The 25,240-nt window shown below is 74.2% G+C and carries 26 protein-coding genes and 1 pseudogene; 14 read left to right on the forward strand and 13 right to left on the reverse strand.

The genetic code is table 11. The features are described from left to right. Positions 1 to 148 precede the first annotated feature (148 nt). Positions 149 to 577, reverse strand: a complete 429-nt coding sequence (locus tag C1703_RS00305; protein WP_114249951.1) for a hypothetical protein — start codon at positions 575 to 577, stop codon at positions 149 to 151. A 140-nt stretch (positions 578 to 717) separates the two neighbouring features. On the opposite strand from C1703_RS00305, the gene C1703_RS39160 reads away from it, so the two are divergent. Continuing rightward, positions 718 to 864, forward strand: coding sequence for a hypothetical protein (locus tag C1703_RS39160; protein WP_198678043.1), 147 nt, complete (start codon positions 718 to 720; stop codon positions 862 to 864). Positions 865 to 985: 121 nt separating this feature from the next. Continuing rightward, the gene (locus C1703_RS00310; RefSeq protein WP_114249952.1) at positions 986 to 1,867 is read left to right on the forward strand and encodes a hypothetical protein; all 882 of its coding nucleotides are present in this window, start codon (positions 986 to 988) and stop codon (positions 1,865 to 1,867) included. A gap of 7 nt (positions 1,868 to 1,874) precedes the next feature. Here the strand turns inward: C1703_RS00310 and C1703_RS00315 are convergent, their stop codons facing one another. Further along, on the reverse strand, positions 1,875 to 2,825 hold the full coding sequence (locus C1703_RS00315; RefSeq protein WP_114249953.1) for a TIGR01777 family oxidoreductase: 951 nt from the start codon (positions 2,823 to 2,825) through the stop codon (positions 1,875 to 1,877). A 117-nt stretch (positions 2,826 to 2,942) separates the two neighbouring features. On the opposite strand from C1703_RS00315, the gene C1703_RS00320 reads away from it, so the two are divergent. Beyond that, entirely contained in the window at positions 2,943 to 3,269 is a 327-nt protein-coding gene (locus tag C1703_RS00320; protein ID WP_114249954.1) for an antibiotic biosynthesis monooxygenase, read from the forward strand. A gap of 72 nt (positions 3,270 to 3,341) precedes the next feature. Here C1703_RS00320 and C1703_RS00325 read toward each other — a convergent pair whose 3' ends face one another. Then, positions 3,342 to 4,694: a diacylglycerol kinase family protein gene (locus tag C1703_RS00325; RefSeq protein WP_114257215.1), complete on the reverse strand. Its 1,353-nt coding sequence runs from the start codon at positions 4,692 to 4,694 to the stop codon at positions 3,342 to 3,344. A gap of 313 nt (positions 4,695 to 5,007) precedes the next feature. Between C1703_RS00325 and C1703_RS00330 the strand changes: the two genes are divergently transcribed. From C1703_RS00330 to C1703_RS00340, 3 genes are all read left to right on the forward strand, one after another. Continuing rightward, positions 5,008 to 5,679 carry a hypothetical protein gene (locus C1703_RS00330; protein ID WP_114249955.1) on the forward strand — a complete coding sequence of 224 codons (672 nt, stop codon included), beginning with the start codon at positions 5,008 to 5,010 and terminating at the stop codon, positions 5,677 to 5,679. Between the two features lie 208 nt (positions 5,680 to 5,887). Then, positions 5,888 to 6,265 carry a hypothetical protein gene (locus C1703_RS00335; RefSeq protein ID WP_232840363.1) on the forward strand — a complete coding sequence of 126 codons (378 nt, stop codon included), beginning with the start codon at positions 5,888 to 5,890 and terminating at the stop codon, positions 6,263 to 6,265. Positions 6,266 to 6,362: 97 nt separating this feature from the next. Beyond that, on the forward strand, positions 6,363 to 7,508 hold the full coding sequence (locus tag C1703_RS00340) for a GNAT family N-acetyltransferase (protein WP_114257216.1): 1,146 nt from the start codon (positions 6,363 to 6,365) through the stop codon (positions 7,506 to 7,508). Positions 7,509 to 7,558: 50 nt separating this feature from the next. Here C1703_RS00340 and C1703_RS00345 read toward each other — a convergent pair whose 3' ends face one another. Then, positions 7,559 to 8,146, reverse strand: coding sequence for a hypothetical protein (locus C1703_RS00345; RefSeq protein WP_114249957.1), 588 nt, complete (start codon positions 8,144 to 8,146; stop codon positions 7,559 to 7,561). Between the two features lie 171 nt (positions 8,147 to 8,317). Here C1703_RS00345 and C1703_RS00350 point away from each other — a divergent pair, with 171 nt between their 5' ends. Both C1703_RS00350 and C1703_RS00355 read left to right on the forward strand, forming a co-directional pair. Beyond that, positions 8,318 to 10,885, forward strand: coding sequence for a SpoIIE family protein phosphatase (locus C1703_RS00350; RefSeq protein ID WP_114249958.1), 2,568 nt, complete (start codon positions 8,318 to 8,320; stop codon positions 10,883 to 10,885). Positions 10,886 to 10,994: 109 nt separating this feature from the next. Further along, positions 10,995 to 11,687 (forward strand): GAF and ANTAR domain-containing protein, encoded by a 693-nt coding sequence (locus C1703_RS00355; protein WP_114257217.1) that lies wholly within the window; start codon positions 10,995 to 10,997, stop codon positions 11,685 to 11,687. Here the strand turns inward: C1703_RS00355 and C1703_RS00360 are convergent. Next, the gene (locus C1703_RS00360; RefSeq protein ID WP_114249959.1) at positions 11,669 to 13,813 is read right to left on the reverse strand and encodes a SpoIIE family protein phosphatase; all 2,145 of its coding nucleotides are present in this window, start codon (positions 13,811 to 13,813) and stop codon (positions 11,669 to 11,671) included. The genes C1703_RS00355 and C1703_RS00360 overlap by 19 nt on opposite strands. Before the next feature lie 183 nt (positions 13,814 to 13,996). Between C1703_RS00360 and C1703_RS00365 the strand changes: the two genes are divergently transcribed. After that, positions 13,997 to 14,725, forward strand: coding sequence for an ankyrin repeat domain-containing protein (locus C1703_RS00365; RefSeq protein ID WP_114257218.1), 729 nt, complete (start codon positions 13,997 to 13,999; stop codon positions 14,723 to 14,725). Between the two features lie 94 nt (positions 14,726 to 14,819). On the opposite strand, the gene C1703_RS00370 is transcribed toward C1703_RS00365, so the two are convergent. After that, positions 14,820 to 15,002, reverse strand: a complete 183-nt coding sequence (locus C1703_RS00370; protein ID WP_114249960.1) for a hypothetical protein — start codon at positions 15,000 to 15,002, stop codon at positions 14,820 to 14,822. Positions 15,003 to 15,139: 137 nt separating this feature from the next. Between C1703_RS00370 and C1703_RS00375 the strand changes: the two are divergent. Further along, a pseudogene (locus C1703_RS00375) lies at positions 15,140 to 15,298 on the forward strand (chitosanase); the annotation flags it as partial. An 88-nt stretch (positions 15,299 to 15,386) separates the two neighbouring features. Then, positions 15,387 to 16,349 (forward strand): DMT family transporter, encoded by a 963-nt coding sequence (locus C1703_RS00380; RefSeq protein WP_114249961.1) that lies wholly within the window; start codon positions 15,387 to 15,389, stop codon positions 16,347 to 16,349. Between the two features lie 227 nt (positions 16,350 to 16,576). Here C1703_RS00380 and C1703_RS00385 read toward each other — a convergent pair whose 3' ends face one another. The 4 genes from C1703_RS00385 to C1703_RS00400 form a co-directional block, all read right to left on the reverse strand. Next, entirely contained in the window at positions 16,577 to 17,341 is a 765-nt protein-coding gene (locus tag C1703_RS00385) for a sulfite exporter TauE/SafE family protein (protein WP_114249962.1), read from the reverse strand. A gap of 336 nt (positions 17,342 to 17,677) precedes the next feature. After that, on the reverse strand, positions 17,678 to 19,699 hold the full coding sequence (locus tag C1703_RS00390) for a DUF1996 domain-containing protein (RefSeq protein ID WP_114249963.1): 2,022 nt from the start codon (positions 19,697 to 19,699) through the stop codon (positions 17,678 to 17,680). 253 nt (positions 19,700 to 19,952) lie between these two features. Continuing rightward, positions 19,953 to 20,633 (reverse strand): lytic polysaccharide monooxygenase, encoded by a 681-nt coding sequence (locus C1703_RS00395; protein ID WP_114249964.1) that lies wholly within the window; start codon positions 20,631 to 20,633, stop codon positions 19,953 to 19,955. 184 nt (positions 20,634 to 20,817) lie between these two features. Further along, positions 20,818 to 21,450: a GNAT family N-acetyltransferase gene (locus C1703_RS00400; RefSeq protein WP_114249965.1), complete on the reverse strand. Its 633-nt coding sequence runs from the start codon at positions 21,448 to 21,450 to the stop codon at positions 20,818 to 20,820. A gap of 76 nt (positions 21,451 to 21,526) precedes the next feature. Between C1703_RS00400 and C1703_RS39450 the strand changes: the two genes are divergently transcribed. After that, positions 21,527 to 21,937: a hypothetical protein gene (locus tag C1703_RS39450; protein ID WP_157993068.1), complete on the forward strand. Its 411-nt coding sequence runs from the start codon at positions 21,527 to 21,529 to the stop codon at positions 21,935 to 21,937. A gap of 77 nt (positions 21,938 to 22,014) precedes the next feature. Further along, on the forward strand, positions 22,015 to 23,103 hold the full coding sequence (locus C1703_RS00405; protein WP_114249966.1) for a YihY/virulence factor BrkB family protein: 1,089 nt from the start codon (positions 22,015 to 22,017) through the stop codon (positions 23,101 to 23,103). A gap of 3 nt (positions 23,104 to 23,106) precedes the next feature. Here the strand turns inward: C1703_RS00405 and C1703_RS00410 are convergent, their stop codons facing one another. The 3 genes from C1703_RS00410 to C1703_RS00420 form a co-directional block, all read right to left on the reverse strand. Beyond that, a complete protein-coding gene (locus C1703_RS00410) occupies positions 23,107 to 23,559 on the reverse strand; it encodes an NAD(P)H-dependent oxidoreductase (RefSeq protein WP_232840364.1) in 453 nt (150 codons plus the stop codon). Positions 23,560 to 23,642: 83 nt separating this feature from the next. Continuing rightward, positions 23,643 to 24,131, reverse strand: a complete 489-nt coding sequence (locus C1703_RS00415; RefSeq protein WP_114249968.1) for a DUF3618 domain-containing protein — start codon at positions 24,129 to 24,131, stop codon at positions 23,643 to 23,645. Next, entirely contained in the window at positions 24,128 to 24,568 is a 441-nt protein-coding gene (locus C1703_RS00420) for a phage holin family protein (RefSeq protein ID WP_114257219.1), read from the reverse strand. The genes C1703_RS00415 and C1703_RS00420 overlap by 4 nt, the downstream gene beginning before the upstream one ends. 151 nt (positions 24,569 to 24,719) lie before the next feature. On the opposite strand from C1703_RS00420, the gene C1703_RS00425 reads away from it, so the two are divergent. Then, positions 24,720 to 25,169, forward strand: coding sequence for an SRPBCC family protein (locus C1703_RS00425; protein ID WP_114249969.1), 450 nt, complete (start codon positions 24,720 to 24,722; stop codon positions 25,167 to 25,169). The last annotated feature ends 71 nt before the right edge of the window (positions 25,170 to 25,240 follow it).

Below are 25,240 nucleotides of genomic sequence, written 5' to 3' on the forward strand. Positions count from 1 at the left end.
CACCGCCTCGGCGGCCGGATGTGCGCGCCGGGCCGTCGGGGGCGGCGGTGAGACGCGAGAGGGCGGCGCTACGGACCACCGTGGATGCGGGGGTGCGCCGCGCCGCCTGCTCTCCTCGTGGCGGGCTCGCCGGGCGTGCCGGTCGTGGTCAGATCCGCCCGCCGGTGATCCGGGTGAGCGGGCCGTGCGTGCCGCGTTCCGCGCGGCGCCCCACGGCGTACGAGGCGGCGCTCAGGGCGGTGAGGCCGGCTCCGACGCCGGCGGCGACGAGCTTGCGCTGGGCGATGACCGTCCAGGCGGTCTTCGCCGTGGACGCGACCTGGCCCGACGCGGCGACGACGGCCTGGCGGCCCGCCTCGACGCCGCGGGCGGCGGTCTGCGCGGCCGCCTTCGCCGTCTCGGCCGAGCGTTCGGCGCCGGACGTGGCCGCTGACGCCGCGTCATCGGCCTTGTCCGCCGCGCGCTTCGCGGCCTGGGAGGCCGGCGCGGTCGCCTTGTCCGCCGTGCGGCGGGCCTTGGACTGCGTCGCACGGATGGTGGTCGGCTTCTGATTCGCGCGCTTGTTCTCTTCAGTCATGGAACACCGACTTGCCCCTGACTTCGGCGGCAAACACGTTCGGTCGCGCGCCGACCGGGCGGGCGGGTGCCTGAGCAGGTCGTCGCGGGGGTAGGCGAGCTACAGCAAGGACGACGTCAGGACACGGAGGAAGGTACGTCATGGCCGGAATGCTGGATCGCATCAAGCAGTTCGCCCGGAGTCCGCAGGGGCGGCGCGCGGTGGAGCAGGCACGCCGGGCGGCGGCCGACCCCCGCAAGCGGGCCCAGGCCCAGCGTCTGCTCGGCAAGCTCCGCGGCCGCCGCTGACGGGACCGCACCGCCCGCCTCAGGGCTTGCCCCGGTCCCCAACTCCTTGGTTTCGTGCGTGTGTTCATGACCGGCCTGGGCACTTGGGTCGCATCACACACATCCGAGAGGAGCTGGTCCGATGGGCAGGGCAGGCAACGGCAGGAAGGTCTGTGCTTTAGGGATCGCCGGTGTCCTGGCGGGAACGGTGCTGGTCGGCTGCGGCGACGAGGACGGCACGGGTGACGCCGCGCCGGGTTCCTCGACGCGGGGCGGCGCCCAGGAGGAGGGCACGCGGGCGGTGCGGTCGGCCTACGACAGGACGGCCGAGGAGGACACCGCCCGGGTGAAGCTGCGGGTGCAGACCTCGGCGCAGGGCGCGTCGATGACCGCGAACGGGCAGGGCGCCGTGGACCTGGACGACGGCGACAGCGTCATGACGGTCACGGCGGAGGGGCAGCGGATCGAACAGCGCGTGGTCGACCAGGTGCTGTACCAGAAGCTGCCGAAGGGGCAGGCGCCGGGCGGCAAGCCGTGGATCAGGATCGACCTGGGGAAGGTCGCCGCACAGCAGGGCTCCGGAGAGCAGCCGGTGGGCGACCCCGCCCGGTCCGCCGCGTTCGCCAAGGCGATCACCGACAAGGACGTGACCGAGAAGGGCACGGACGCGGTCGACGGGGTCGAGACCACGCGCTACCGCGTCTCCGTCGACGTCGCCGACCTCCCCGGCGGCGACGCCCTGCGCCGCCAGGTCGGTCCGACGCTGCCGATGGACGTGTGGCTCGACGAGCAGGGCCGGATGCGCCGGCAGCAGTTCGACATGACCCTCAGCGCTCCCGCCGCGGCGACGCAGCGGTCCTCCGCCGACGCCTCGTCCTCGCCGCGGAAGGTCACGGTGCGCACCCTCATGGAGTTCACCGACTTCGGCACCGAGGTGGAGGCGGAGGCGCCGCCGGCCGGGCAGGTCACCGACATGACCGGCAAGGCCCTGGAGCAGGGCGAGCGGGGCAAGGGCCAGGGCTGACCCGGGCTCATCGCGCGCGCCCGCCGCGCAGCCGCCGTACGAGGTCGTCCGCGGCCTGCGGCCAGGTGGGGCGGTCGAAGGTGAAACCCGCGTCGAGGAGGCGGCCGGGGACGACACGGCGGCTCTTCAGCAGCAGTTCGGTGTCCGAGCGCAGGACGAAGGCACCCGCCTCGGCCATCCAGCGCGTGGCGGGCAGCCCCACCGGAACGCCCCACGCGGCGCGCAGCGCGCGCATGAAGGCGCGGTGCGGGAGGGGCTCGGGCGCGGCCAGGTTGACCGGGCCGTCGATGTCGTCCCGGGCGACGAGGAACTCGATCGCCCGGACGAAGTCCTGGTCGTGGATCCAGGAGACGTACTGGGCGCCGCCCGCCACCGGGCCGCCGAGGCCGAGCCGGGCCAGCCGCAGCAGGACGTCGAAGACGCCGCCCCGGTCCGGGCTCATCACCATCGCGGTGCGCAGCGCCACCTTCCGGGTGTGCGGGGTGTCGGCCGACTCCTGCGCGCGCTCCCAGGCCTTGGCGATCTCGACGCTGTAGGCCCAGTAGCCGGGGACGTCCGGCTCGGTTCCGCCGATCACGCCGGTGGCCTCGTCGTGGGGCGCGTCGAAGCGGTGGGCGTAGACGGTCGCGGTGCTCATCTGAAGCCAGATCCGGGGCGGCCGGGCGGCCGCGGCGATCGCCTCGCCCACGACCCGGGCGGAGTCGACCCGCGAGTCCATCATCTCCCGCAGGTTGGCCGGGGTGTAACGGCAGTTCACGCTCCGGCCGGCCAGGTTGACGACGACGTCGCTGCCGTCGAGCTCCTCCGTCCAGGGGCCCGGCTTCGCACCGTCCCAGCGCACTTCGCCCTGGCGCTCCGGGTGCCGGCTGAGCACCACGACGTCATGCCCCGCCGCGCTCAGGGCGCGCTTCAGCACGGTGCCGACCTGACCGGTTCCGCCCGGTATCACGATCTTCATGGAGGTCTCCCCCTCGACGTGTGAGGATGACCCTAGCCCATATTTGAACGCGTTCAAAACCTTCGCGACATGGAGCCCCTCAGCCGGCGCCGACGTGCCGTCGGGCAAGATGGGGCCATGAGCGTAGTCAAGATCAATGTGCTGACCGTGCCCGCCGAGCAGCGCGAGACGCTGGAGAAGCGGTTCGCGTCCCGCGCGCACACCGTGGAGAGCTCCGACGGGTTCGAGTGGTTCGAGCTCCTGCGCCCGGTGGAGGGCACCGACACCTACCTCGTCTACACCCGGTGGCGGGACGAGGAGTCCTTCAAGGCGTGGATGGAAGGGCCGATGAAGGCCGCGCACCAGGGCGGCGGCGAGGGCGGCGAGCGGCCCCGGCCCGCGGCGAGCGACTCGACGCTCTGGTCCTTCGAGGTGGTGCAGCAGGCCGGGCCGAAGGGCGCGTAGGCGCACCCACCGAGGACGAGGCCCCCTGGCCGGAACGGCAGGGGGCCTCGGCGACGACGGGGGGCGGGGCGCTCAGGTACGCCAGGAGCGCGAGGGCGCGGCGGTGCGGCTCACGGCGGCCGCCAGTTTGCGCAGCCGGCGCCAGTCCAGGCGCGGTGGCGCCTCGGGGACCCCGGGCCGGTCGCGGGGCACCCGGACGCGCAGGGCCCGGCGTGCGATGCGGCAGTGGACGGGGGCGGGCAGGGTGAGCGCCTCGCCGTCGAGGCCGACCTCCAGGTGCGGTGTGTCGGCGTGCACGACGACGTGCTGGGCGGTGAGCACCGTGAGCCCCTCCGGGCGCGGGGACAGCAGGAGTTCGGCCGCCTCCACGGCGCTGTCCACGCGCACGGCGAGCACGCCGAGCCGCCCGGAGTTGAGCCGCTCGCGCCGGCCGAAGCCGAACGGGTCGTCCATGCGGTAGGGGTTGTTGCTCACCAGGACGGCCTGCGGGTCGGCGATGGTCGTGCCGTCGGCGCTCGCGGTCAGACGCGGGCCGCTCTGCCGGGTGAGCAGCTCGGGCAGCCGCTCCAGCGCCGCGCCCACCTTGTCCTCGCGGTAGCCGGGGCTCTGGACGACGGCACCGTAGACGCCGAACGACGCGTTGTTCACGAACGGGCGGTCGTCGGCGAAGCCGAGGTCGACGCGGAGTTCGACGCCGTCGGTGAGGGCGTCGAGGCACCGGGACGGGTCGTCCCGGTCCAGGCCCAGGTCCATGGCGAAGTGGTTGCGCGTGCCGGCCGCGATGACGAGGAACGGCAGTCCGTGTTCCGCCGCGACGGCGGCGACCAGGGCCTGGGTGCCGTCGCCGCCCGCGACGCCCAGGAGGTCGGCTCCGTCGGCCACGGCGGCCCGGGCGAGGGCGGTGACGTCCTGGCGCTGCTCCGGGTCGAGCAGGACGACCCGCGCGCCCAGCGCCTCGGCCTTCTCCTTCAGGCCGAACTTCTCGACCTTGCCGCCGCCGGAGCGCGGGTTGAGCAGGAGGAACGGGCGCTGCGGCGGTGGCGTGCGGTACTCCTTCACCCGGACCGGCCGCAGGCCGGTGCTGCGCAGGGCGTAGCGGCCGCTCCAGACCGCCGCGCACCACAGCAGCAGGGACAGGAACACCACCCAGAGCAGGTTCGCGGTCGCGAAGAGGGTGATGAGGCCGACGGGCGCGGCGACGGCCAGCACGGCCGCCGCCATGCGGGCCGGTCCGCGCCGGGACAGCACCCACCAGAGCGCGGCCGCGGTCAGGGCCAGTCCCGCCAGGCCGGCCACGAGCAGCAGCAGCCCTGACAGCCCGCCGGCGACGAGGGGCAGCAACGCGGCCGAAGCGGCTGCGGCCAGGGCTCCCCTGGCGGCCCATCTCTGCCGGTGGTGATACCACTCGCTCATCGCCGATCCCATGTCGTCCCTCCGCTCGGAGGCCGGCGCGGGCGGACCCTGGAGACCGCGCCCGGCCGTGCCCATGGTGCCCGCCGACGGACCGGCTCCACCACCGCCGTTCCTGAGGCTCCCCGGCCGGCGAGCACGTCAGACGTGAAGATCTCCCGGGGCGGAGCCACCGGTAGCGTACGCGGCCCGCGAGCGCGGGTTCCGCGCGCCGGGGCGCGCCGGTCCCCGCGCCCGGCCCGCCGGACCGCCCGCCGGGGCGGCGGGCGGGTAGGCTCCCTTGCTGATCACCGGCCGACACGATCAACAGGGGGACTCCGTGCGGGCCATGGCTACCGTGACGACGACCGCGATGTGCCTGCTGGCGGGCGCGGTCCTGGCCGGCTGCGGTGCCGGCGGCGCGGAGGAGAGGTCCGCCGGCGACATCCTCGACGAGGCCAACGCGACGATGCGGAAGCTGGACTCCGTCACCGTCGACATCACCAACCGCACGCGCCAGGGCACGGTCACCAGCCGCCTGGTGACCGACCTCGACAGCCGGTGCAGGTCCAGGACCGCCTGGGCCGGAGGCGGCGTCCTGGAGCAGATCCGGCTGGGAACGACCGACTACGTCCGCCCGGACCGGGCCTACCTGCGGAAGTGGAAGAACAACCCGGGCCTCACCGGCGAGCAGAAGCTGTGGGTGAAGACACCGGTGGACCCGGCGAGCACCGGTGACGGACTCACCTCCTGCGAACGGCCCTTCGACTCGTTCGGCACGGCGCGCAAGGGCGGATCCGCCCGCGTCGGGGGCACGAAGGCCGTCGAGCTGGTCGTGACCGACAAGGCGGACAGGGAAGGGACGTACACCTTCTACGTGGCCGACGAGGGAAAGCCGTATCTCCTGAAGACGGTGTACAAGTCCGGTGCGCAGCGGACCACCACCTCGTTCAGCGGCTTCGACGAGCCCCTCGACATCCGGCCGCCGAAGCCGGCCGAGGTGCTGAGCCTGGGCGGTTGACGGCCCTTTCGCCGACAGCGCTTTCCGTCGTCGTTCCGGCGGCAATCGGTCGAGTGGGGCGAATCGTCTCACCAGGGGTTGACGGGGCGGGACGGGCTCGGCCTACTGGTAGACGCAGCCGGCCGTGTCGGGGGTCAGGTCCGGTGTGGTGGCCCTGGGATCCGCATCCCTTCCGTACTCCCCCGCCGAGACGCAGGTCAGGGGTCTGATGGTGCGGCGACAATGGGCAGCGGCGATGGGCCTGGTGGCCTGCCTGCTGATGCTGCATCTCGTCGTCCCGGCGTCCACGCACAGCGGGAGCGCGGCGGAAGGCGCGGTCACGGCGGCCACGGAGCCGGCCGCGGCGTGGGACGCCGAGGCCGAAGCGGCCGGTGAGCCCTGTCCCTGCGAGGAGGAGCCGTCGGACCGGCAGCCGGCGGCACGCGCCCCCAGGGCCGCCGGAGCGGCCGGGGCGAGCGCCGTGGTGACCGGGGCGCCCGCGGTGGACCGGGGCGGTACGGACCTCCGCGCGGCGGGAACGGCCAGGCGTCCGGGGGCGGCCGGGGCCGCCCGGAACGCCGTGGAGCTGCAGACGTTCCGCTGCTGAGCGGCGGCGGTACCGACCAGGGCCTGCGCCGTGCGGCCCGAGTACTGCCTGGTGCCGGTACGCGGTGGTGTGCAGGCCTTCGTGTGTCCCCATGCCGATGACACAGGAGGCAGTCTTGCCCGGAAAGCGTGTTCTCGTTCTGAGGCCGGAGGAACTGGGCCCGAACGACCAGAAGATGTGGCGGGAGATACGGACCGAGTTCGGGGCCCCGGCGAATCCCTTTCTCGACCCGGCGTTCACCGTGGCGGTGGGGCGGGTCAGGCCGGGAGCCAGGGTCGCGGTGCTGCAGGACGACGGCTCACCGGTCGGCTTCTTCCCGTACGAGTCGGGGCCGTTGGGGCAGGGCCGGGCCATCGGGCTCGGGGTGTCGGACAGTCAGGGGGCCGTGTTACGCCCCGGGATCCGGCTCGACGCCCGCGGGCTGCTGCGGTCCTGCGCGTTGTCGTCCTGGGAGTTCGACAACCTGGAAGCCGGACAGGGGCTGTTCGTGCCGCACGCGGCCGAGGAGCTCGCCTCGCCGGTGGTCGACCTCGCCGAGGGGTTCGAGCGGTACGCGCAGGGGCTGCGGGCGAAGTCGCCGGGCTTCCTCAGACAGACCCTGGCCAAGGAGCGCAGGCTGGCCCGCCAGGTCGGCGAGGTGCGGTTCGTGTACGACGCCGACGACCCCGCCGCGCTGCGGGCGCTGATGGACTGGAAGTCGGCGCAGTACCGGCGGACCGGCCGGCGGGACCGGTTCGCGCAGGAGTGGATCACCCGGCTGGTGGACCTGCTCGGCCGGAGCGAGGAGCCGGAGTGCCGCGGGGTGCTGTCCGTGCTGTACGCCGCGGACCGGCCCGTGGCCGCGCACTTCGGCCTGCGCTCGCGCACGGTGCTGTCCTGGTGGTTCCCGGCCTACGACCGCGCGTACGCGAAGTACTCCCCCGGGCTCGTGCTGCAGCTGAGGATGCTGGAGGCCGCGGCGGCCGACGGGGTCGAGACGGTCGACCTGGGGAGCGGCCCGGCCCGCTACAAGGAGTCGCTGAAGACGCGTGATCTGCGGGTGTACGAGGGGGCGGTGATCCGGCCGGTGCCGGGCGGGGCCGCCCACTGGCTGGGCCGGGAGCCCGCCCGGGCGGCCCGCCGCTTCGTCCGCAACCGGCCCCGGCTGGCCGGCGCGGCCGCCCGGGCGCTGGCGGAGGCGGGGCGGCTGCGCGAACAGCCGCTGGTCCGCGTCGGCCACCGGCGCGGTCCGCAGGACCCCTGACCGCGTTCCCCGCCCGGGGCGCCCGGCTCGGGGGAGCCGGGCGCGCGGGGTCAGCTCGTGGCGGTCCAGCTGTGGGCGACGTCCACGATGACGCGGTCGTCGAGCTGCAGCACCCGGAAGGGCAGCCGGGCGCGGACGCCGAGGCCGATCTGGGTCTCCCCCTCGAAGCTGCCGGCGAAGCGCGTGTCACGGAAGGTGCGGTAGCCGGTGAGGTCCACGCCCGGCAGCGGGAGCGCCACGCGGCCGGGATACGTGGGGGCGCCGGTCTCCGGGTCGTAGGCGGGTGCGGCCACCCGCACCGCGAGGACGGCGCCGCCGGCCACGGGTATGTGGCGGCCGGACCCGTCCTGGTAGAGCCGGTCGACGTACTGGACGGTGTAGCCGACGCCGCTGCCCGCGCCGGGCACGTCGACGACCATCCGGTCGAAGCAGGCGTGGCGGCCGGTCCTGACGTTCGTCATGGGCGCGACCGTGGCGCTGGTGCCGGTCTTGGCGAGGCTTCCCCAGCCGGTGGGGCACGTCGTGGTCTGCGTGGTGGCCTGCCGGGCCGCCGGTGCGGCACCCGCCGGAATCGCCGCCACGCCCACCGTGGCGCCCACGAGTGCGAGAGTCGCGCATGCTGTTCTGATTCGTACCATTGCCGCCCCCGAGGCTTGCGTGGTTGTGATACCGGGTGAGACGACCGGCTTGACCCGAAGGTTGCACGCGCGTGAACGGAAGATTGCACCCACCGCGCCGGAGCGGCGACCATGGCACATCCTGGTGGGGAGCGATGGGTGTCCGGTGCGTCCGTACCGGGAGGACGCGACATGGATGAGGCAGCCGCCGTACCGGACGGGCCACGGTCATCCGGCGGCCGGATCCGGGGCGGGGGCGACGACCGGGTCCGGGCCGGGGACACGGGGCGGATCGAGGACGCCCTGACCGCTCCGCTGGTCCAGGCCGTGCGCGACCTCGGGGGCTACGGCGGCCTGGTCTACCTGCGCTCCCGCGACCGGCGCTCGCTCGTGCTCGCGGTGGTCACCGGGGTGCCCAGGTCGCTGCTCAGGAGCTGGTGGCGGGTGCCGGTGGGCGGCGCCCTGCCCATGGCGGAGGCCTACCGGCGCGGGCAGACCCTGTGGCTGCCGGACGAGCGCGCCACCATGGTGCGCTTCCCGCACTTCACCGCCGGGCTGCCGTACTCGTTCGGCTCCGCCCACCGGCCCGTGCGGGCGGGCGGCGAGCCCGTCGGCGTCCTGGTCGTGCTGCGCTCGGCCGCCCGGACGCCGATGGACGCGGAGGCGGTGGCGCTCGCGCTGCGCCCCGCCGGACGGGACATGGAGGAGCGGCTCGGCCGCCTCGCCGCCGGCCGGCCCGGCCCGGGCCGTTCCGCGCGGCGCATCGAGTACGACGACGAACCCGTCGGCGTGCGGCTGCCCACGCCCGCCGTCCACCCCGTCCGGGTGGGGCTCGTCGACTGGGACCTGGAGACGGACCGGTGCGACCCGGACGACGAGGCCCTCGCCCTCCTCGGCGTCGACCGGGCGGACTTCGGCGGCACCCTGGCGGACATCGAGGCCCGGGTCAGCCCCGACGACCTGCACGAGCTGCGGGCGAGCCGGCACGACGCGCTCACCCACGGCCGGGTCAGGTCCCGGCACCTCCGGGTGCGGGAGGCGTCTCCGGACAGCGGGGAGAGCGGCTACCGGGCCGTCGAGCTGTGGGGGCACCTCGTGGGCGGCGGCACCGGTTCCGCCCGGGTCCTGGTGGCGGCCCTGGTCGACGCGGCCGGCGGACTGACCGCCGCCGAGGCCGCCGAGCGGCTGCCCGACGGGATCTTCTCCCTGGACCAGGACGGCCGCCTCACGTTCGCCAACCGGCGCTGCGAGGAACTGCTGGGCCGCGGCCGGGAAGAGCTCCTGGGCCGCTACCCGTGGGAGGCGGTCACCTGGCTCCGGGATCCCGCGTACGAGGACCGCTACCGGGCGGCGATGCTGTCGCAGGAACAGGTGTCCTTCCTCGTGCGGCGCCCGGACGGCAACTGGGTGGGCTTCGTGCTGTACCCGGACGTGCACGGGCTGACCGGCCGGGTCTCGGAGACCGGCCCGCCCACGGGCGGGGAGTCCGCGACCGAGGCCGGGTCCGCCGCCGGCCTCGTGGCGGGTCCCGGCGCGCCGCCGCCCGGGCCGGTCGCCGCGGCCCGGGCCGGCGCGCTGTACCACGTGGTGCAGATGGCGAGCGTGCTCACCGAGGCGGTGACCGTGCGGGACGTGTGCCGGGCCGTGTCCGAGCAGCTGCTGCCGGCGTTCGGCGCCCGGGAACTCGCCCTGTACACCGTGCGCGAGGGCCGGATGTACCTGCTGTGGGAGTCGGGCTACCCGGAGGGTTTCCTCACCCCGTTCGAAGGGGTCACCCTCGACACGCAACTGCCCGGCGTGCACGCCCTGACCACGCGGCTGCCCCTGTTCTTCGAGTCGCCGGAGGACCTCTCCGTCGCGTATCCGGGCATCGCCCTGGACCGCATGAGCGCCTGGTCGTTCCTGCCGCTGATCGCCTCCGGTCACCCCGTCGGCTCCTGCATCCTCGGCTGGGACGCCCCGCACCGGTTCACCGCCGACGAGCGCTCCGCCCTCACCGCCCTGAGCGGCCTCGCCGCCCAGGCCCTGGAGCGGGCGCGGCTCTACGACGCGGAGTCCGCCGTCGCCCGCGGTCTCCAGGAGGGCCTGCTGCCGCACCGGCTGCCCGCCGTGGAGGGGCTGCGCACGACGGGCCGGTATCTGCCCGGCACGCAGGGCATGGCCATCGGCGGCGACTGGTACGACGTGATCACCACGGGGCGTGGGGTCGCGCTGGTCATCGGGGACGTCGAGGGCCACAGTGTCGGCGCCGCCGCCGTGATGGGGCAGCTGCGCAGTGCCGTGCACGCGTTCGCCGCGAGCGGGCGGCCGCCGCAGGAGGTCATCACCCACACCAACCGGCTGCTCGCCGAGCTGGAGGCGGACGCCTTCGCGACCTGCTGCTACATCGAACTGGACCCGGGCAGCGGCCGCGCCCTCGCCGTGCGGGCCGGCCACCCCCCGCCACTGCTGCGCCATCCCGACGGGCACGCCGAGACGCTCGACCTGGCGGGCGGGGTCATGCTGGGCGTGCAGCCCGACGCGTTCTACCCCGTCACGCCGATCGAGCTGGCCCCCGGCAGCGTCCTCGCGCTGTACACCGACGGGCTCGTGGAGCGGCCCGGCAGCGACATCGACACGGGGATCGAACGGGTCCGCAGCTGCCTGGCCGACACGCCGGCGGACTCGGTGGAGCACCTCGCCGACCGGCTGGTGCGCACGGCGCGGCGCGCCACGGAGCGGCCGGACGACGTGGCGCTGCTGCTGACGGCGTACCGCTGAGCGGGGACGCGGGTCCGGGGCCGCTACCACTGGCGTCCCGCCGGCGGTCGGCGTGGCGGACGCGGTGCGAGTACCGTGGTCGGGACCGGCGAGCGAGGCGGTGGTGGCGGTGGAGTGGCAGCGGTACGCCGAGCAGATGGCGCTGCTCGCCCGGGATCTGGTGGCGCAGGACTCGGTCCAGGCGACGCTGGACGAGATCGCGGCGGCGGCGGTGAAGCTCGTCGAGGGCTGTGACGCGGCGGGCATCCTGACGGTGTCGAAGGGCCGGGCCGTGACGCTGGCGGTGTGCGGCGACATGGTCGAGGAGTCCGACCGGCTGCAGGGCGAGCTGCGCGAGGGGCCGTGCTTCGACGCCGCCCGGCGCGTGGACGGCGAGCGGCTGTTCCGCATCGCCGACATGACCAGGCCGCAGCCGTCCTGGCCGCGTTTCTGCGAGGCCGCCCGCAAGCTCGGGATCGGCAGCATGACCGGTGTGCTGCTCTACACCGAGCAGGAGGACTTCGGCGCGCTGAACCTCTACTCGCGCCGCCCCGGGGCGTTCGGCAAGGACATCGAGGCCGCGGGCTGGCTGCTCGCCTCCCACGCCGCCGTGGCGCTGGCCACCGCCCGCACCGTCGACCAGCTGGAACACGCCCTGGAGACCCGGCACGCCATCGGGGAGGCGATGGGGATCCTGATGGAACGCCACCGGCTGAGCGAGGACGAGGCCTTCGATGTGCTGCGGCGCATCTCGCAGCACCACAACATCAAGCTGCGCGACGTGGCCCGCCGGGTCCGGGCCGACTATCCCGCCCAGTCCTGACCGTCCCAGGCGCGGCCGGCGCGCAGGAGCAGCACCGTGATGTCGTCGGCGTGCTGTCCGGTGGGCGTGGTGGGGCGGACGAGCCGGTCGATGAGCCGTTCCAGGTCGTGGCCGTCGCCGGTCTCCAGGCGCCGGGCGAGGTCGGAGGTGGTCCGGGTGGCGTCGGTGCCGGGCAGTTCGACCAGGCCGTCGGTGTAGAGGGCGAGGGTGGTGCCGGGGGGCAGGGGCGCGGTGGTGACCGGGTAGTGGGCGGCGGGTTCGATGCCCAGCAGCGGGCCGGGCTCGACGTCGAGGACGCCGGCGCCGCCGGGAGGGTGGCACAGCAGTGGGGGCACGTGGCCGGCGCTGGCGAAGGACGCCCGCCGGCCGGCCAGGTCGAGGTGGGCGTAGAGGCAGGAGACGAGCAGTTCGGAGTCGAGGTCGGCCAGGAGCCGGTTGGTGCGGGCGAGGACCTGGCCGGGGGCGGCGCCGGCGGTGGCGTGGGCGTGGATGGCGGTGCGGACCTGGCCCATCAGGGCGGCGGCGGCGATGCTGTGGCCCTCCACGTCGCCGATGACGGCGGCCGCGGTCGTGTCGTCGAGGCGCAGGACGTCGAAGAAGTCGCCGCCGACCTCGATGCCGTGGCCGGCGGGCAGGTAGCGGGCGGCGACGTCGAGGCCGGCCACGTGCGGCAGCGCCCGGGGCAGCAGGGCGCGCTGGAGCTCGAGGACGAGCCGGTGCTTGGCGTCGTAGAGGCGCGCGCGGTCGAGGGCCTGGGCGATGAGGCCGGACAGCGAGGTCAGGATGGCGCGTTCGTCGGCGGTGAAGGTGTGCGGATGGTCGTAGGACAGGATGCAGCAGCCCACCGGACGGCCGGAGATGATCAGCGGGAGGAACGCCCAGGCCTGTTTGCCGCTGATGCGGGGTGCCCTGGGGTAGGTGGCCGTCATCTCGGCCGGGTTGGCGAAGAAGGCGGGGGTGCCGCTGGCGATGACCTGGCCGGCGGGGGTGAGGTCGGTGTCCAGGGACAGGCCGTCGAGCCGTTCCACGACGTCGGCGGGGTAGCCGTGGGAGCCGGTGATCTTCAGACGGCCGGCGTCGGCGGCGGACAGCACGAGGCCCTGGGCGCCGAAGGCGGGCAGGATCTGGTCGGTGATCAGTGCGACGAGGTCGCGTACGGTCACCGTCTCGGTGAGGGCGGCCGCCAGGTGCACCAGCTGGTAGAGGCGTCCGGTCGGTGCCGCCGCCCGGGGCCGGACAGCGGTGGGCGGGGGCGGCTCCTCGGTGTGTTCGTCGCGGGGGACGACGCGGACGCTGATGCCGCTGGTGTCGGGGTAGAGCTGGAAGGTCAGCCACCGGTCCGGCGGGCGGAGCGCGGTGAAGGACACGGGGGCGCGGCTGACGACCGCCGTGCGGTAGTGGTCCTCGTAGACGGGGTCGTCGAGCCAGGGCAGGGACTGCCAGGGCCGGGTGCCGAGGAGCCGGTCGGCGCGGCGGCCGAGCAGGCGGGCCGCGGCGGCGGTGGCGAAGGTGACGCGGCCCTCCAGGTCGAGGCCCAGGGCGCCCTCGGGCAGGCGTTCGAGGTAGTCGGCGGCGGCCAGGCCGGTCTGCACGGGGTGGTGTGCGGCTTCGACCGGGACCACGCGCGGCTGGTCGGGCAGGGGCGGCGGCCGTTCGGCGTCGTCCAGCAGGCGGGCCATGCGGCGGGCGTTGGCGGTGATGTGGCCGCGCTCGCGGGGCGTGACCCGGCGCGGACGCCCGGCGGGCCACATCAGCACGACGCCGCCCCAGCTGCGCCGGACGCCGGTCAGCGGGACCGCGACCAGGGCGAAGGGGTAGGGCAGGACGGCGGCGGCCCGGGGGTAGCGCCGGGCCATGTCGTCCTGGCTCGCGACGCTGACCAGCCGGTCCTCGTGGATGGCGTCGGCGACCGGGACCGGGGCGGTCAGGGGCAGCCGCTGCCAGGGGGCGGTGAACGCCACCGGCAGGCCGCACAGCGCCACCAGGCGCAGCACCGGTTCCGTCTCCTCGATCAGGTACAGGCCGCCGATCGAGGCGCCGGTGCCGCGCACGGTGTCGGCCAGGGCCGCCCCCAACGCGTCGTCCAGCGACCCGGCGCCTCCTGGCGGCTCGTTGCTCCCGGACATGGTGTCCTCCCGCTCTTACCCGGACGCTACGCCTCGTGGGGCGTGCGGGCATGTCGTCGGGGACCGGTCCGGGGGCGCGGGTGGGCGGGTGCCTGTTCGCTGGAGGAGTCGGCCGGTTCACCCGCCCCGGTGGGTGCCGTACTGGCAGAATCGGAGGCCCTGGGCGGCGATCGGGAGGCCGGCTTGCAGACGCTGACATCGCGGGACCCGCTCGCCGTCGCCGTCACCGAGGCGATCCGGGCCGGTGATCTGCCCGGGCTCCGGCGGTTGCTCGCCGACCACCCCGGTCTGGCCACCGCGCGCGTCACCGAGCACGACGTGGACGGCAAGGGCACGCGCAGTCTGCTGCACCTGGCGACCGACTGGCCCGGTCACTTCCCCAACGGTCCCGAGGTGGTGGCCCTTCTGGTCGCGGCCGGGGCGGATCCCGACGCCCGGTTCGGCGGTGCGCACACGGAGACCCCGCTGCACTGGGCCGCCAGCAACAACGACGTGCCCGTCCTGGACGCGCTCATCGCCGCCGGGGCCGACATCGAGGCTCCCGGGGCGGTGATCGCCGGCGGCACCCCGCTCGCCGACGCCCGCGCGTTCGGCCAGTGGCGCGCCGCGCACCGCCTCGTCGAGCACGGCGCCCGCACGACGCTCCAGGACGCCGCCACGCTCGGCCTGCTCGACCGGGTCCGGGCGTACGTCGAGGACGGCGAGCCGCCCTCGCCCGACGAGATCACCAGCGCCTTCTGGGGCGCCTGCCACGGCGGGCGGCTGGCCACCGCGCAGTACCTCCACCGGCACGGCGCGGACATCGACTGGTGCGGCTACGACGACAGGACCCCGCTCGACATCGCCCGCGCCCAGGACGCCGACGACGTCGTGCGGTGGCTGCGCCACCTGGGTGCGCGCGGCCGGTCGTAGCGGCAGGGTCGGTCGGCCGCGCCTCGGGGCACCGGCGCGGAGCCCTGGCGGGACGGGGCGACGGGGCGGCGCGCGCGGGCTCAGGGCCGGTGCGTCACAGGCAGTAGCGCACGAGCCATTCGTCCTGGTTGTACGCCGTGCGATCGGGGTCGGGCGAGGTCGCCGCCCGTTCCTCGACCATGTCCTCCAGGCGTACCGGCTCCGGCAGTGCCCCGAAGCGGGACCGGCGTGCGGCGGCCTCCGCCTCGCTTCCCTGCTGCGACGTCGCGTCGTCCACGGCGATTCCCCTCTCCGGCTGGTCTTTCCGACCGATCGGCCCTTCCCGGGCAAAGAGTGGACGTGCGAGCGGGGCTCACGGTTCCCGCCGGGCGCGCTTGTTCGACCCTACGAACTTTCCGCTCGTCTGTTTCCCTTGCCCTGAGCTTCCGCGCCATCCGCAGGCGCGCGCTGCGCACGGCGAAGCCGCCGGCGCGGGGCGGTGACGCGCAGCGCGTCTTCCTGCGCCGGGACCACCTCGACCTCGACCCGCCACTGGACTGGAAGGTCTTCGGCGACAGTTACCACATCGGCTGACGACCGCGGCCCGGGCGGGAATTGGTCCGTCGAGCAGGTGCGGAAGTGGACTCCTTCCCGGGCCGCGTGGTTGCCTAGCGTCGCCCGTATGAACGCCACCACCACGCGCGGCGCCCTGCTCGCCGCGCTCGCCTGCGTCCTCGTCGGAGGGTCCTTCACCGCCAACAGCCTCCTCGGCGACTACCCGTACGCGGGCGGCCAGTTCCTGCGCTACGGGCTGGCCTGCCTGCTGCTCCTCCCGCTCGCCGGGAAGGGCGCGGCCGCCCGGCTGAGGGGGCTCGGGCCCCGCCGATGGGTCCGTCTCGCCCTGCTCGCGGGGGTCGGCATGGTCGGCTTCAACCTGGCCGTCATCGCCGCGGAGCGCACGGCGGAACCGGCGGTTCCCGGCGTGTTCGTGGGCTGTGCGCCGGTGGTCGTCGCCGTGCTCGTGCCCCTGCTGGACGGGCGCCGGCCCCAACGGACCGTCCTCCACGGGGCGTTGCTCGTGGCCGTCGGCGCCTTCGCCGTGCAGGGCTGGGGGCGTACGGACGGCGCGGGCATCGCCTTCTCCCTCTGCGCCCTCGCGGGCGAGGTCGGGTTCGCCGTGCTCGCCGTGCCCGTGCTGCGGCCGCTCGGGCCCAGGCTGCTGTCGGCCACGGTGTGCGCGGTCGCCGCGCTGGAGTCGGCGGCGGTGGGCGTTCTGCTCGACGGGGGCGGGTGGCTGCGCCGCCCGGACGCCGTCGAGACGGCCGCGCTGCTGTGGCAGGCGGTGGTGGTCACCGTGATCGGCTTCGTGTGCTGGTACATGGGCATGCAGCGGATCGGCGCGGAGCGCGCGACCCTCTTCTCCGGCCTCATCCCGGTGGCGGCGGCCGGCACCGCACCCCTCGTCGGCACGGGCTCCTACGGCCTCGCGCAGGCGGCGGGCAGCGCGCTGGTGGGGCTCGGCGTCGCCCTGGGGTCCGGGGCGCTGGGGCGGGCCGGGCGCGAACGCCGTGCACACGGCCGGGCCTTTCGGGGGAACGGCCGCCCGCGGGGGCGCGCAGTCCGCGTGCCTGGAATGCCGGAGTGATCCCGCGTGCGTCTAGCAGGCGGCGGCCTCGTACGGCGTGGTCGTCGCGGTGTTCCAGTGGGGCTGGGGCGGTCTTCGTCGGCGACAACATCGTGGTCAAGATGCTCGGGCTGGGGCCGCACATCGACGCCGAAGGGGAACGCACGACGGGTCGCGTGCGGCGGCGGCCGTCCCGTGGGTGATCGAGGCGTACCTGGGCCACGGCGGCCTGGGGCAGTGACGGTGGCTCAGTGGAGCACCAAGTGGACGAGGGCGGCCGTGCCGACCGAGACGATCAGGGTGCGCAGGACGGCGGGGCTGAAGCGGCGTCCCGTTCTGGCGCCGATCAGGCCGCCCAGGGCGGAACCGGCGGCGATGAGGACGACAGCCGTCCAGTCGAAGTCCGCGAAGAAGAGGAAGAGCAGGGCGGCGACGGTGTTGACGACGGCGGCCAGCACGTTCTTCACGGCGTTGAGCCGCTGGAGCGTCTCGTCGAGCAGCATGCCCATCAGGGAGACGTAGATGATGCCCTGGGCGGCGGAGAAGTAGCCGCCGTAGACGCTGGCCAGGGTCAGGCCCGTGAACAGCAGCGGGCCGCCGTCGCGGCGGCCGGGACGGCCCGCCTCGCGCCGGCGGCGGACCCTCCTGGCGATCCAGGGCTGGCAGGCGACCAGGACGAGGGCGAGGCCCACCAGGACCGGCACGATCCGCTCGAAGGCCGCCGCGGGCAGGGTCAGCAGCAGCACGGCGCCCGCGAGACCGCCCAGGGCGGCGCCGATGCCGAGCAGGGCGACACGCCGGCCCTGGCCCCTGAGTTCCTCGCGGTAGCCGATCGCCGCGCTGATGGAGCCGGGTACCAGGCCGAGCCCGTTCGACACCGTCGCGGTGACCGGGGGCAGTCCGGCGGCGAGCAGCACCGGGAAGGTGATCAGCGTCCCCGACCCGACGACGGCGTTGACGGCCCCGGCGCCCGTGCCGGCGGCGAGCACCGCGGCCATCTCCCAGGGCGTCATGCCGCCGCTCCGCCGTGCGTGCCGTGCCTGGTGAGGTTCATGAGGTCAGGCTAGAGGGTGGGTACTTCGGCGGCCGTCGAAGGGTGACGGCCCCGGCGGCCTGGTCCGTGCCCGCGAGCCGCCGCCGGGCCTCGGCATCGGCGTCGGCATCGGCATCGGCATCGGCATCGAGCAGCGGACTCACGGCGGACCCGCGGAACACCGAGCGCTGCTGCTGGCCGACGGCGGACCGACGTAACGACGAACCCGCGGAACGACGAACCCGCGGAACGGCGGCGGGATCCCCCTCGGATCCCGCCGCCGTTCCGTGACTCACCGGTGGGCGTGCCGTGGCGCTCAGCCGCGCCGCACCCGGCGGAGCACGACGAGGCCCGCGATGACCAGTACGGCGCCCGCCGCGGCCGGCCAGAGCTGGGCTCCGGTGTCGGCCAGGCCTCCCTCGCCGACCGCCTGCGGCTCGGTGAGGGACGGGCGCGTGGCCGTCGGGGTCGGCGCGGCGCTGGTCGCCGTGCCGACGGCCTGGGAGTCGCCGAGGCCGTCGGTGTCCGCGTCGTTGCCGTTGTTCGCGCCGTCCTGGCCTGCGGCGTTGCCGCTGTCGGCCGAGGTGGTCGCCTTCACCTCGGGCTCGGCCTTGCCGGTGGCCGTGGACGCGTCGCCCGGCTCCGGCTCGGGGGCCGGCTTGTCCGCCGGGGGCTTCGGCGCCTCGCCCTTGCCGTCGTCACCGCCGCCGGCCTCGTCATCGGGCTTGCCTCCGGCGTTCCCGCCCTGCGCGGCGCCGGGCGTCTTCGTCGGCTGCTCCTGCGGGGCCTCAGGGGTCTTCGTCGGCTGCTCCTGCGGCGCCTCGGGAGTCCGGGTCGGCTCCTGCGGCTCCTTGGTCGGCTCCTTCGTCGGCTCCTCGCCCGGCCCCTGGTCCTGGCCGCCGCCCGCTCCGGCGCCGCACGTGCGGCCCTCGTTGATGCAGTCGACCATCTCCCGCATCAAATCCTCGTCGAAGACGTTGATGAAGTCGCCGTGGTCCGTGACCGGCTTGTGCAGCTGCTCCGGGAAGGAGTCCACCGCGAACAGCGGTGTCGTACGGCCGCCGTCGTCCAGGCTCGGCGCGTCGACGTCGTAGACGATGCGCTGGACGAGTTGCGGGATGGGCCGGAAGCCGGACGGGCAGGTGCCGGCGGCGTCCGCGAAGGCCACGTGGGTGCGGTGGTTGGCGCTGTCGATGTTGCGGCCGTCCCAGCAGCTCTGGAACTTGAAGGTCCGTACGACGTCGCTGCCCTGCGGGCACAGCGGGTACTTGTCCTTCAGCTGCCGGTCCTCGAAGCCGGTGCAGCTCCAGGACGCGTTGGCGTTGGCGGGGCCGTTGACGAACGACTTGGCGTCGCCGGTGATGATGCGCAGCAGCCGCGGCATGGCGGTGACCTTGTCGCGCGGGTTGCCGACGAACGTCAGCGTGACCTGCTTCGGCGTGACGATCTCGCCCGCGTTGCCCTCGATGCCGCCGCCGGGCGACGTGGCGTCCTGCTCCTGGGTGCCGTTCTGCAGGCGCAGCACGGGCCAGTAGTAGGAGGACCTGTCGCCCGGGTCGGCGCAGCTGGTCTTGGCGTCCGCGAGGTCCTGGTCGCTCGCGAAGGCGTTGTTGGCCTGGTTGCCGACGTAGTCGTGGAAGTGGTGGGCGCCGTTGGTGACGCCCGGCGCGGCGATGATGTTGTCGGAGTTGAACAGGCCGTTCTGGTTCACACCGCAGTCGGTGGCGAAGGAGCCGCGGGAGGCGTCGCCCTGCGGCCGGGGGGCACCGGCCTCGGGCCGGATGCTCTTGATGTCCGCGAAGTCGGCGGCGACCGGGCCGTTGCCCGCCTGTCCGCCGTCGCCGCCCTGGCCCTGGGCCTGACCGTTCCCCTGGTCCTGACCGCCCTCGCCCTGGCCGGGCTGTTCGCCACCGCCCTGGCTCGCGTCCGGCGCGGGGGCCTGGTTGCCGGAGTCCCGTACGGTGCAGGCCGCGAGGGGTGCGAGCCCTGCCGGACGGTCCGCCACGCGGTCGATGGCGATCGCGATGCGCTCGAGGGTGGCGGCCCGCTTGTCCTTCAGCGGGTTCATGATGGCGTCGTCGGCGAAGCCGGCGTCCTGCCGTAGCTGCTCGCCCGACGTGCTCAGCCGCCGGTAGGCCTGGGCGATCTGCTCGTCCAGGAGGGCGAGTTCCTTGTCGACCTCCGGCCTCGCCCGCTCGGGGACCGAGGTGAGCCGGCTGCCGACGTCCGGGCAGTCGATCGTCGCGCCCGCGGCCCGCACCCCCGTGCCGGACCGCGGCTGGGCAGTCTCACCGCCTGAACCGCCGTCCGTGGCGGAGGCGTAGACGTTCGCCGCCATCAGGCCGCCTCCGCCCAGGATCAGCGCGACCGCGGCGAAGGTCGCGCGTCGTGGGCCGGTCGGGCGTCTTCGTGTGTTGCGTCCCAAGGGTGTTCTCCTGCGCTGTGTGGCGTGCCGGGCATGAAAATCCCCCCGCCCCGTACGTACGGGAGCGCCGGCGTGTTCAATCGCACCGGACATTCTTGGAGGACTCTCAGGGAGCACGGACGGCCCGAGCCCCGCCGGCCCCGGGGGCCGGCGGGGAAGCGGCAGGTCAGCGGAAGTTCACGTCACTGCACAGGAAGTAGGTCTGGTCCATGTGCGACGCCTGCCAGATCGTGTAGACCACGTGCCGGCCGCTCAGTCCGGACGTGCTCACCGGGATCGAGTAGTTCTGGCTGGGCGCGTACTTGCCGGTGCGGGCGACGAGCCGGAGGTCGTTCCAGGTCAGCGGCTGGGTGGTGGGGTCGAAGCCCTGTCGCGTGACGTAGACCAGGAAGTAGTCGGCGCCGTGGCTGGCCTGGTCGTACAGCTTCACGGTGAAGTTGGCGCCGACGTCCGTCGTCTTCCACGCGCCGACCGTGTCCAGGGAGTTGTACCGGCCGCCCTCGGTCCGCCCGCCGCTGCACAGCTGGCCGTTGGGGACGACGGCCTGGAAGTTGCCGCCGGAGCCGTTGCGGTACAGGCCGTTCCAGTTCCACATGGCGTTGGGGTTGTCCCGCCAGGCCTGCCAGCACATGGGGTCCTGCTGGGCCATCGCGGGGTTCTGGAAGTCGTTGCCCCAGCGCAGCCAGCAGCCGTAGTTGCGTGAGGCCGGGTCGACGACCGAGCCGTGGGCGACGGCCGTGCCGCTCCACGGGATCAGGCTGAGCAGAGCGGCGACCAGCGCGCTCAGGGCGAGCGTCAGACGGGACCTGACCCTGCGCACCTCAAGAGCATGACCATGACAATTCATGATCTCCTTCTTCCGGATGTGGGGGTTGTCGTGCGGTCGATGTGCCGTGCGTGGGGGTTGCGGGAGTACATGGGAGCGCTCCCGCAAAGCACAGGCTGCGCCCGATGGCCCGGGTCGGCAACGCGCGATTGCGCCACTTCCGTACCTCGTGGCGCGTTCGATCCGTTCGACGGGCGGCCCCCGGTCAGAGGCGGTCCAATTCCTTTGTGGTGCGCCCCAGGTAGGCGACCGAATCGTCCCCGGGGACGTCGATCGCGTGGAAGCCCATGCGGGCGTAGAAGGCCCTGGCCCCCGTGTTGGCCGTCACCATGGCCAGGTGGACGGCCGGTACGCCCTGGTCCTGGAGGGCCGCCAGGAACGTCCGCATCAGGCGGCGCCCACAGCCGCGGCCCTGCCACTCCGGGAGCAGGTCGATGTGCAGATGGGCGGGGTACGCGGCCACTTCGGGGACGACCATCCGTTCGGGATGGTGCAGCAGGTGCGCCATCGCCTCGTCCGGGGTGCGCGGCGGCCGGGGCGGCTCCGGGTAGCGGTCGGCGACCAGGGGGAGCCACGTCGTGCGGAATGCCTCGGCGAAGCGCGGGGTGTCGGCGGCCCCGAGGATGTAGCCGACCGCCCGCCCCTGGCCGTCGTCCAGCACGAAGGCCAGGTCCGGCTCCAACTGGACGTACGGGGCCGCGAAGGTCACCGGGAAGATGCCCGGGTCCGCGTAGTGGGGGCGACTGTCCTGGCCCTGGTGCGCGGTGCGGACGCAGATGTCGTCGAGGGCCGGTCGGTCCTCGGGCCGGTAGCGCCGGATGGCGGGGGTGGTCGTCATGGCGGCATCGTGCCGTGCGTGGGAGCGCTCCCTCAACCCGGCAAGGGCATCCGCCCCGGTAGCGAAGGACGGCCCGGTGCGGCTGCGCCTGCCGCCGGAGGAGACCGGGGCCGCCGGGGCCGCGCATCCAAGGGGTGAGCGTCTGGTGCGGGCGGGAGCGCCGGCCGGTGTCGCCGTGCCGCTCGCGGACGTCGACGGCCAAGGACCTCAACGCGCTGGTGCGGGCGGCCCGGTTCAGCCGGGCGCCGAAGCGGCTCGCCGCGTCCCTGGCCGCGGCCGAGGCGGCGGCCGGCCACCCCGGCGGGGACCTGCCGTCCGGGATCGGCAGGCCCGCCCCCAGGCCCTGTGCGGCGCGGGCCTGGCGACGCTGGAGCAGGTGGCCCGGCACTCCCGGGCGGAACTCCTGGCCCCGCACGGGGTCGGGCCGCAGGCCGTGCGGGTCCCGGCGGGGGCGCCGGAACGGCGGGGGCTCGCGCTGCGGGTGTGACACCGCGCGCCTGGCCTGCCGGACACGGCTTGGGTGAGCGCGGCTTAAGGGGACGGCCAGGGGTTACCCGGCCCCCCATGGTGAAGCTGCATATCCCGGGACGAAAAGAGCACCACGCGGACGACGCTCCGCACCGGGCCTCCGATCCGCATCGGGCCTCCGCCCCTCCCCCGGCTGCGGAGGAGCCCGGGCCGGGCCCCGAGGTGGAGCGTGCGGCGCCGGACTCGCCGAGCGACCTGCCCCGGAAGTCCTGGGGCGCGGTCCTGAAGGGGAGCCTGCGGGAGTTCAAGGACGACGAGCTGACCGACCGGGCGGCGGCGCTGACCTACTACGGGGTGCTGGCGCTGTTCCCCGCGCTGCTGGTGCTGGTGTCGCTGCTGGGCATCACCGGCAGGTCGACCACCGACAAGGTGCTCGACAACGTCCAGCAGTTCGCCCCCGGCTCGGCGCGCGACATCATCACCCGGGCCGTCGAGCAGTTGCAGGGCAACGCCGGCGTCGGCTCGCTGATGGCGATCGTCGGTCTGGTCCTCGCGGTGTGGTCGGCGTCCGGCTACGTGGGGGCGTTCATCCGCTCCGCCAACGCCGTCTACGACATGCCCGAGGGCCGGCCGGTGTGGAAGCTGCTGCCGGTGCGGGTGGGCGTGACGGTCGTGCTGATGGTGCTGGCCGTGATCAGCGCGCTGATCGTGGTCTTCACGGGCGCGCTGGCCCGGCAGGCCGGAACGGCGCTCGGGATCGGGGACACCGCGCTGACGGTGTGGTCGATCGCGAAGTGGCCCGCCCTGGTGGCGCTGGTCACGATCATGATCGCGATCCTGTACTGGGCGACCCCGAACGCCAAGGTGAAGGGCTTCCGCTGGATCACCCCGGGCAGTCTGCTGGCCCTGCTGATCTGGATGGTCGCGTCCGCCGGGTTCGCGGTCTACGTGGCCAACTTCGCCTCGTACAACAAGACCTACGGCACGATGGCCGGTGTCATCGTCTTCCTGGTGTGGCTGTGGATCACCAACCTTGCGATCCTGCTGGGCCTGGAGTTCGACGCGGAGACGGTGCGGCAGCGGGCCATCGCCGGCGGTCATCCGCCGGAGGCGGAGCCGTACACCCAGCCGCGTGACACCCGCACCTGGGACGAGCAGGACCGGCGCCGGCTGGAGGGGACCTGACACTCAGCCCATGAGTCCGGCGGCGACGGTCGCGCCCAGTTCCCAGCACCGCTCGACGTCGCCCTTGTCCGGCGCGCCGGTCACGGTCACGGCCTCGGCGGCGCGGCGCCAGCCGAGGCCCGTGGTGACCGACTCGATGCTCCGGACCGCTCCGGTGACGTCGTTGCCGCCGTGCACCCAGTAGCCGAAGGGCCGGCCGCGGGTCGCGTCCAGGCACGGGTAGTAGACCTGGTCGAAGAAGTGCTTGAGGGCACCCGACATGTAGCCGAGGTTGGCGGGGGTGCCGAGGAGGTAGCCGTCGGCGGCGAGCACGTCGGAGGCGGTGGCGGACAGCGCGGGCAGGCGTACCACGCGCACGTCCTCGATCTCCGGGTCCGTGGCGCCGGAGACGACGGCTTCGAACAGCGCCTGGCAGTGGGGCGAGGGCGTGTGATGGACGATCAGCAAGGTGGCCACGGCACCCGACCCTGCCGCGCCGGCCCCCGTCACCGCAAGCAGCGACGGGGGCCGGTGTCGCACAGGTGGGGCCGCGGTGTCGCTCAGTTGCGGCTGCGTCGGCGGATGAGCAGCCAGGCCACGAGCGCGGCTCCGGCGCCCGCCAGCAGCGCGGCCCGATGGTCGCGTACCGGCTGCGGGGCCTTGTCCTGCCAGGCCTGCTCCGCCTGCGCGGCCTTCTGCCGCACCGGGTCGGGCAGCCTCTCCTCCACGGCGTGGGCGACGTGCGCCGCCTTCTCCTTCGCGCCGTGAGCGGCGGCGGCGCCCTTCTCCTTCACCGGATCCGGCAGCTTCTCCTCCACGGCGTGGGCGACGTGCGCCGCCTTCGTCCGGGCCTGGCCCCGCCAGGCGTGTGCCTTGGTCCCGGCCTGCTCCCTGACCGCCAGCGCCTTCTCGCGGGCGCGGGTCTTCACATCGGCCCGGTCCGCCAGCTGCTGGACGGTGTCCCCCAGTTCGTGGCGGGTGCGCTCGACCTGCTCGCGCAGTTCGTCCTGGCTGCGAGCGGTGGGCTCGTCGTGCGGGGGCTGGGTCATCGTTGAGCACTCTCCTTGATCTCGGCCGCATCGGCCTTCACGCTGTCGATGGTCTGCTGCGGGGCGGGCGGGGTGGCACTGCGCACCTGCTTGCGGCCGGCCAGCGCCGTCAGGCCCGTGGCGACGGCGAGCACGCCCGTGACGATCAGCGCCGCCGCCCAGACCGGCAGCGGCACGGCCAGGGCCGCGATCGCCGTGGCGACGAGGGCCTGGAGCGTGACGAAGCCCAGGACCCCGGCTCCGCCGAACAGGCCGCCGCCCTTGCCGAAGCGCTTGCCCTTCTCGGTCATCTCCGCCCGGGCGAGGCGCATTTCGCCCCGTACCAGTTCGGAGAGCTGTTCGGTGGCCCGCCGCACCAGCTCGCTCGTGGGTTCGTCGCCGGCCTGCGGCGCGGTGCCCGGGCGAGCGGCACCGGCCGTGCGGTCCGTGTCCGCCATGACGATCACCTCCCGGTCCGTCGGTGCGGGCCGGGTACCCCGGTCGGGGCGGGAAGGACACCTGGACGGACAAGTCGTGGTGACCATGCGTGGCCGGCGCGAGACCTGGTACCCGTCCGTCGCTCACCGTACGAGAAAGGGAGGTACCGCCTTGTCGCAGGTAGAGGAATCCATCGAGGTCCGCGTGCCGGTGCACACCGCCTACAACCAGTGGACCCAGTTCGAGACCTTTCCGGAGTTCATGGACGGCGTGGAGCGCATCGAGCAGCGCACCGACACGCTGACGCACTGGGTGACGAAGGTCGGCGGCCAGGAGCGGGAGTTCGACGCGGAGATCACCGAGCAGGTCCCCGACGAGCGCGTCGCCTGGACCACCGTGGGCGGCGAGGCCCGGCAGGCCGGTGTGGTGACCTTCCACCGCATCCAGGACGACACGACCAAGGTCATGCTGCAGATGGACTTCGACCCCAGTGGCGTGGCCGAGACCGTGGGCGACAAGCTCGGGTTCGTGAAGCGGCAGGTCTCCGGTGATCTGCGGCGCTTCAAGGAGTACATGGAGGCCCGGGGCACGGAGACGGGGGCCTGGCGCGGCGAGGTCTGAGCACAGGACAGCGGAAGGCCGCCACCACTGCACGTGGTGGCGGCCTTCCGCTGTGCCGGTGCGTCTGTGCC

Source organism: Streptomyces sp. Go-475 (assembly GCF_003330845.1).
Lineage (GTDB): Bacteria > Actinomycetota > Actinomycetes > Streptomycetales > Streptomycetaceae > Streptomyces.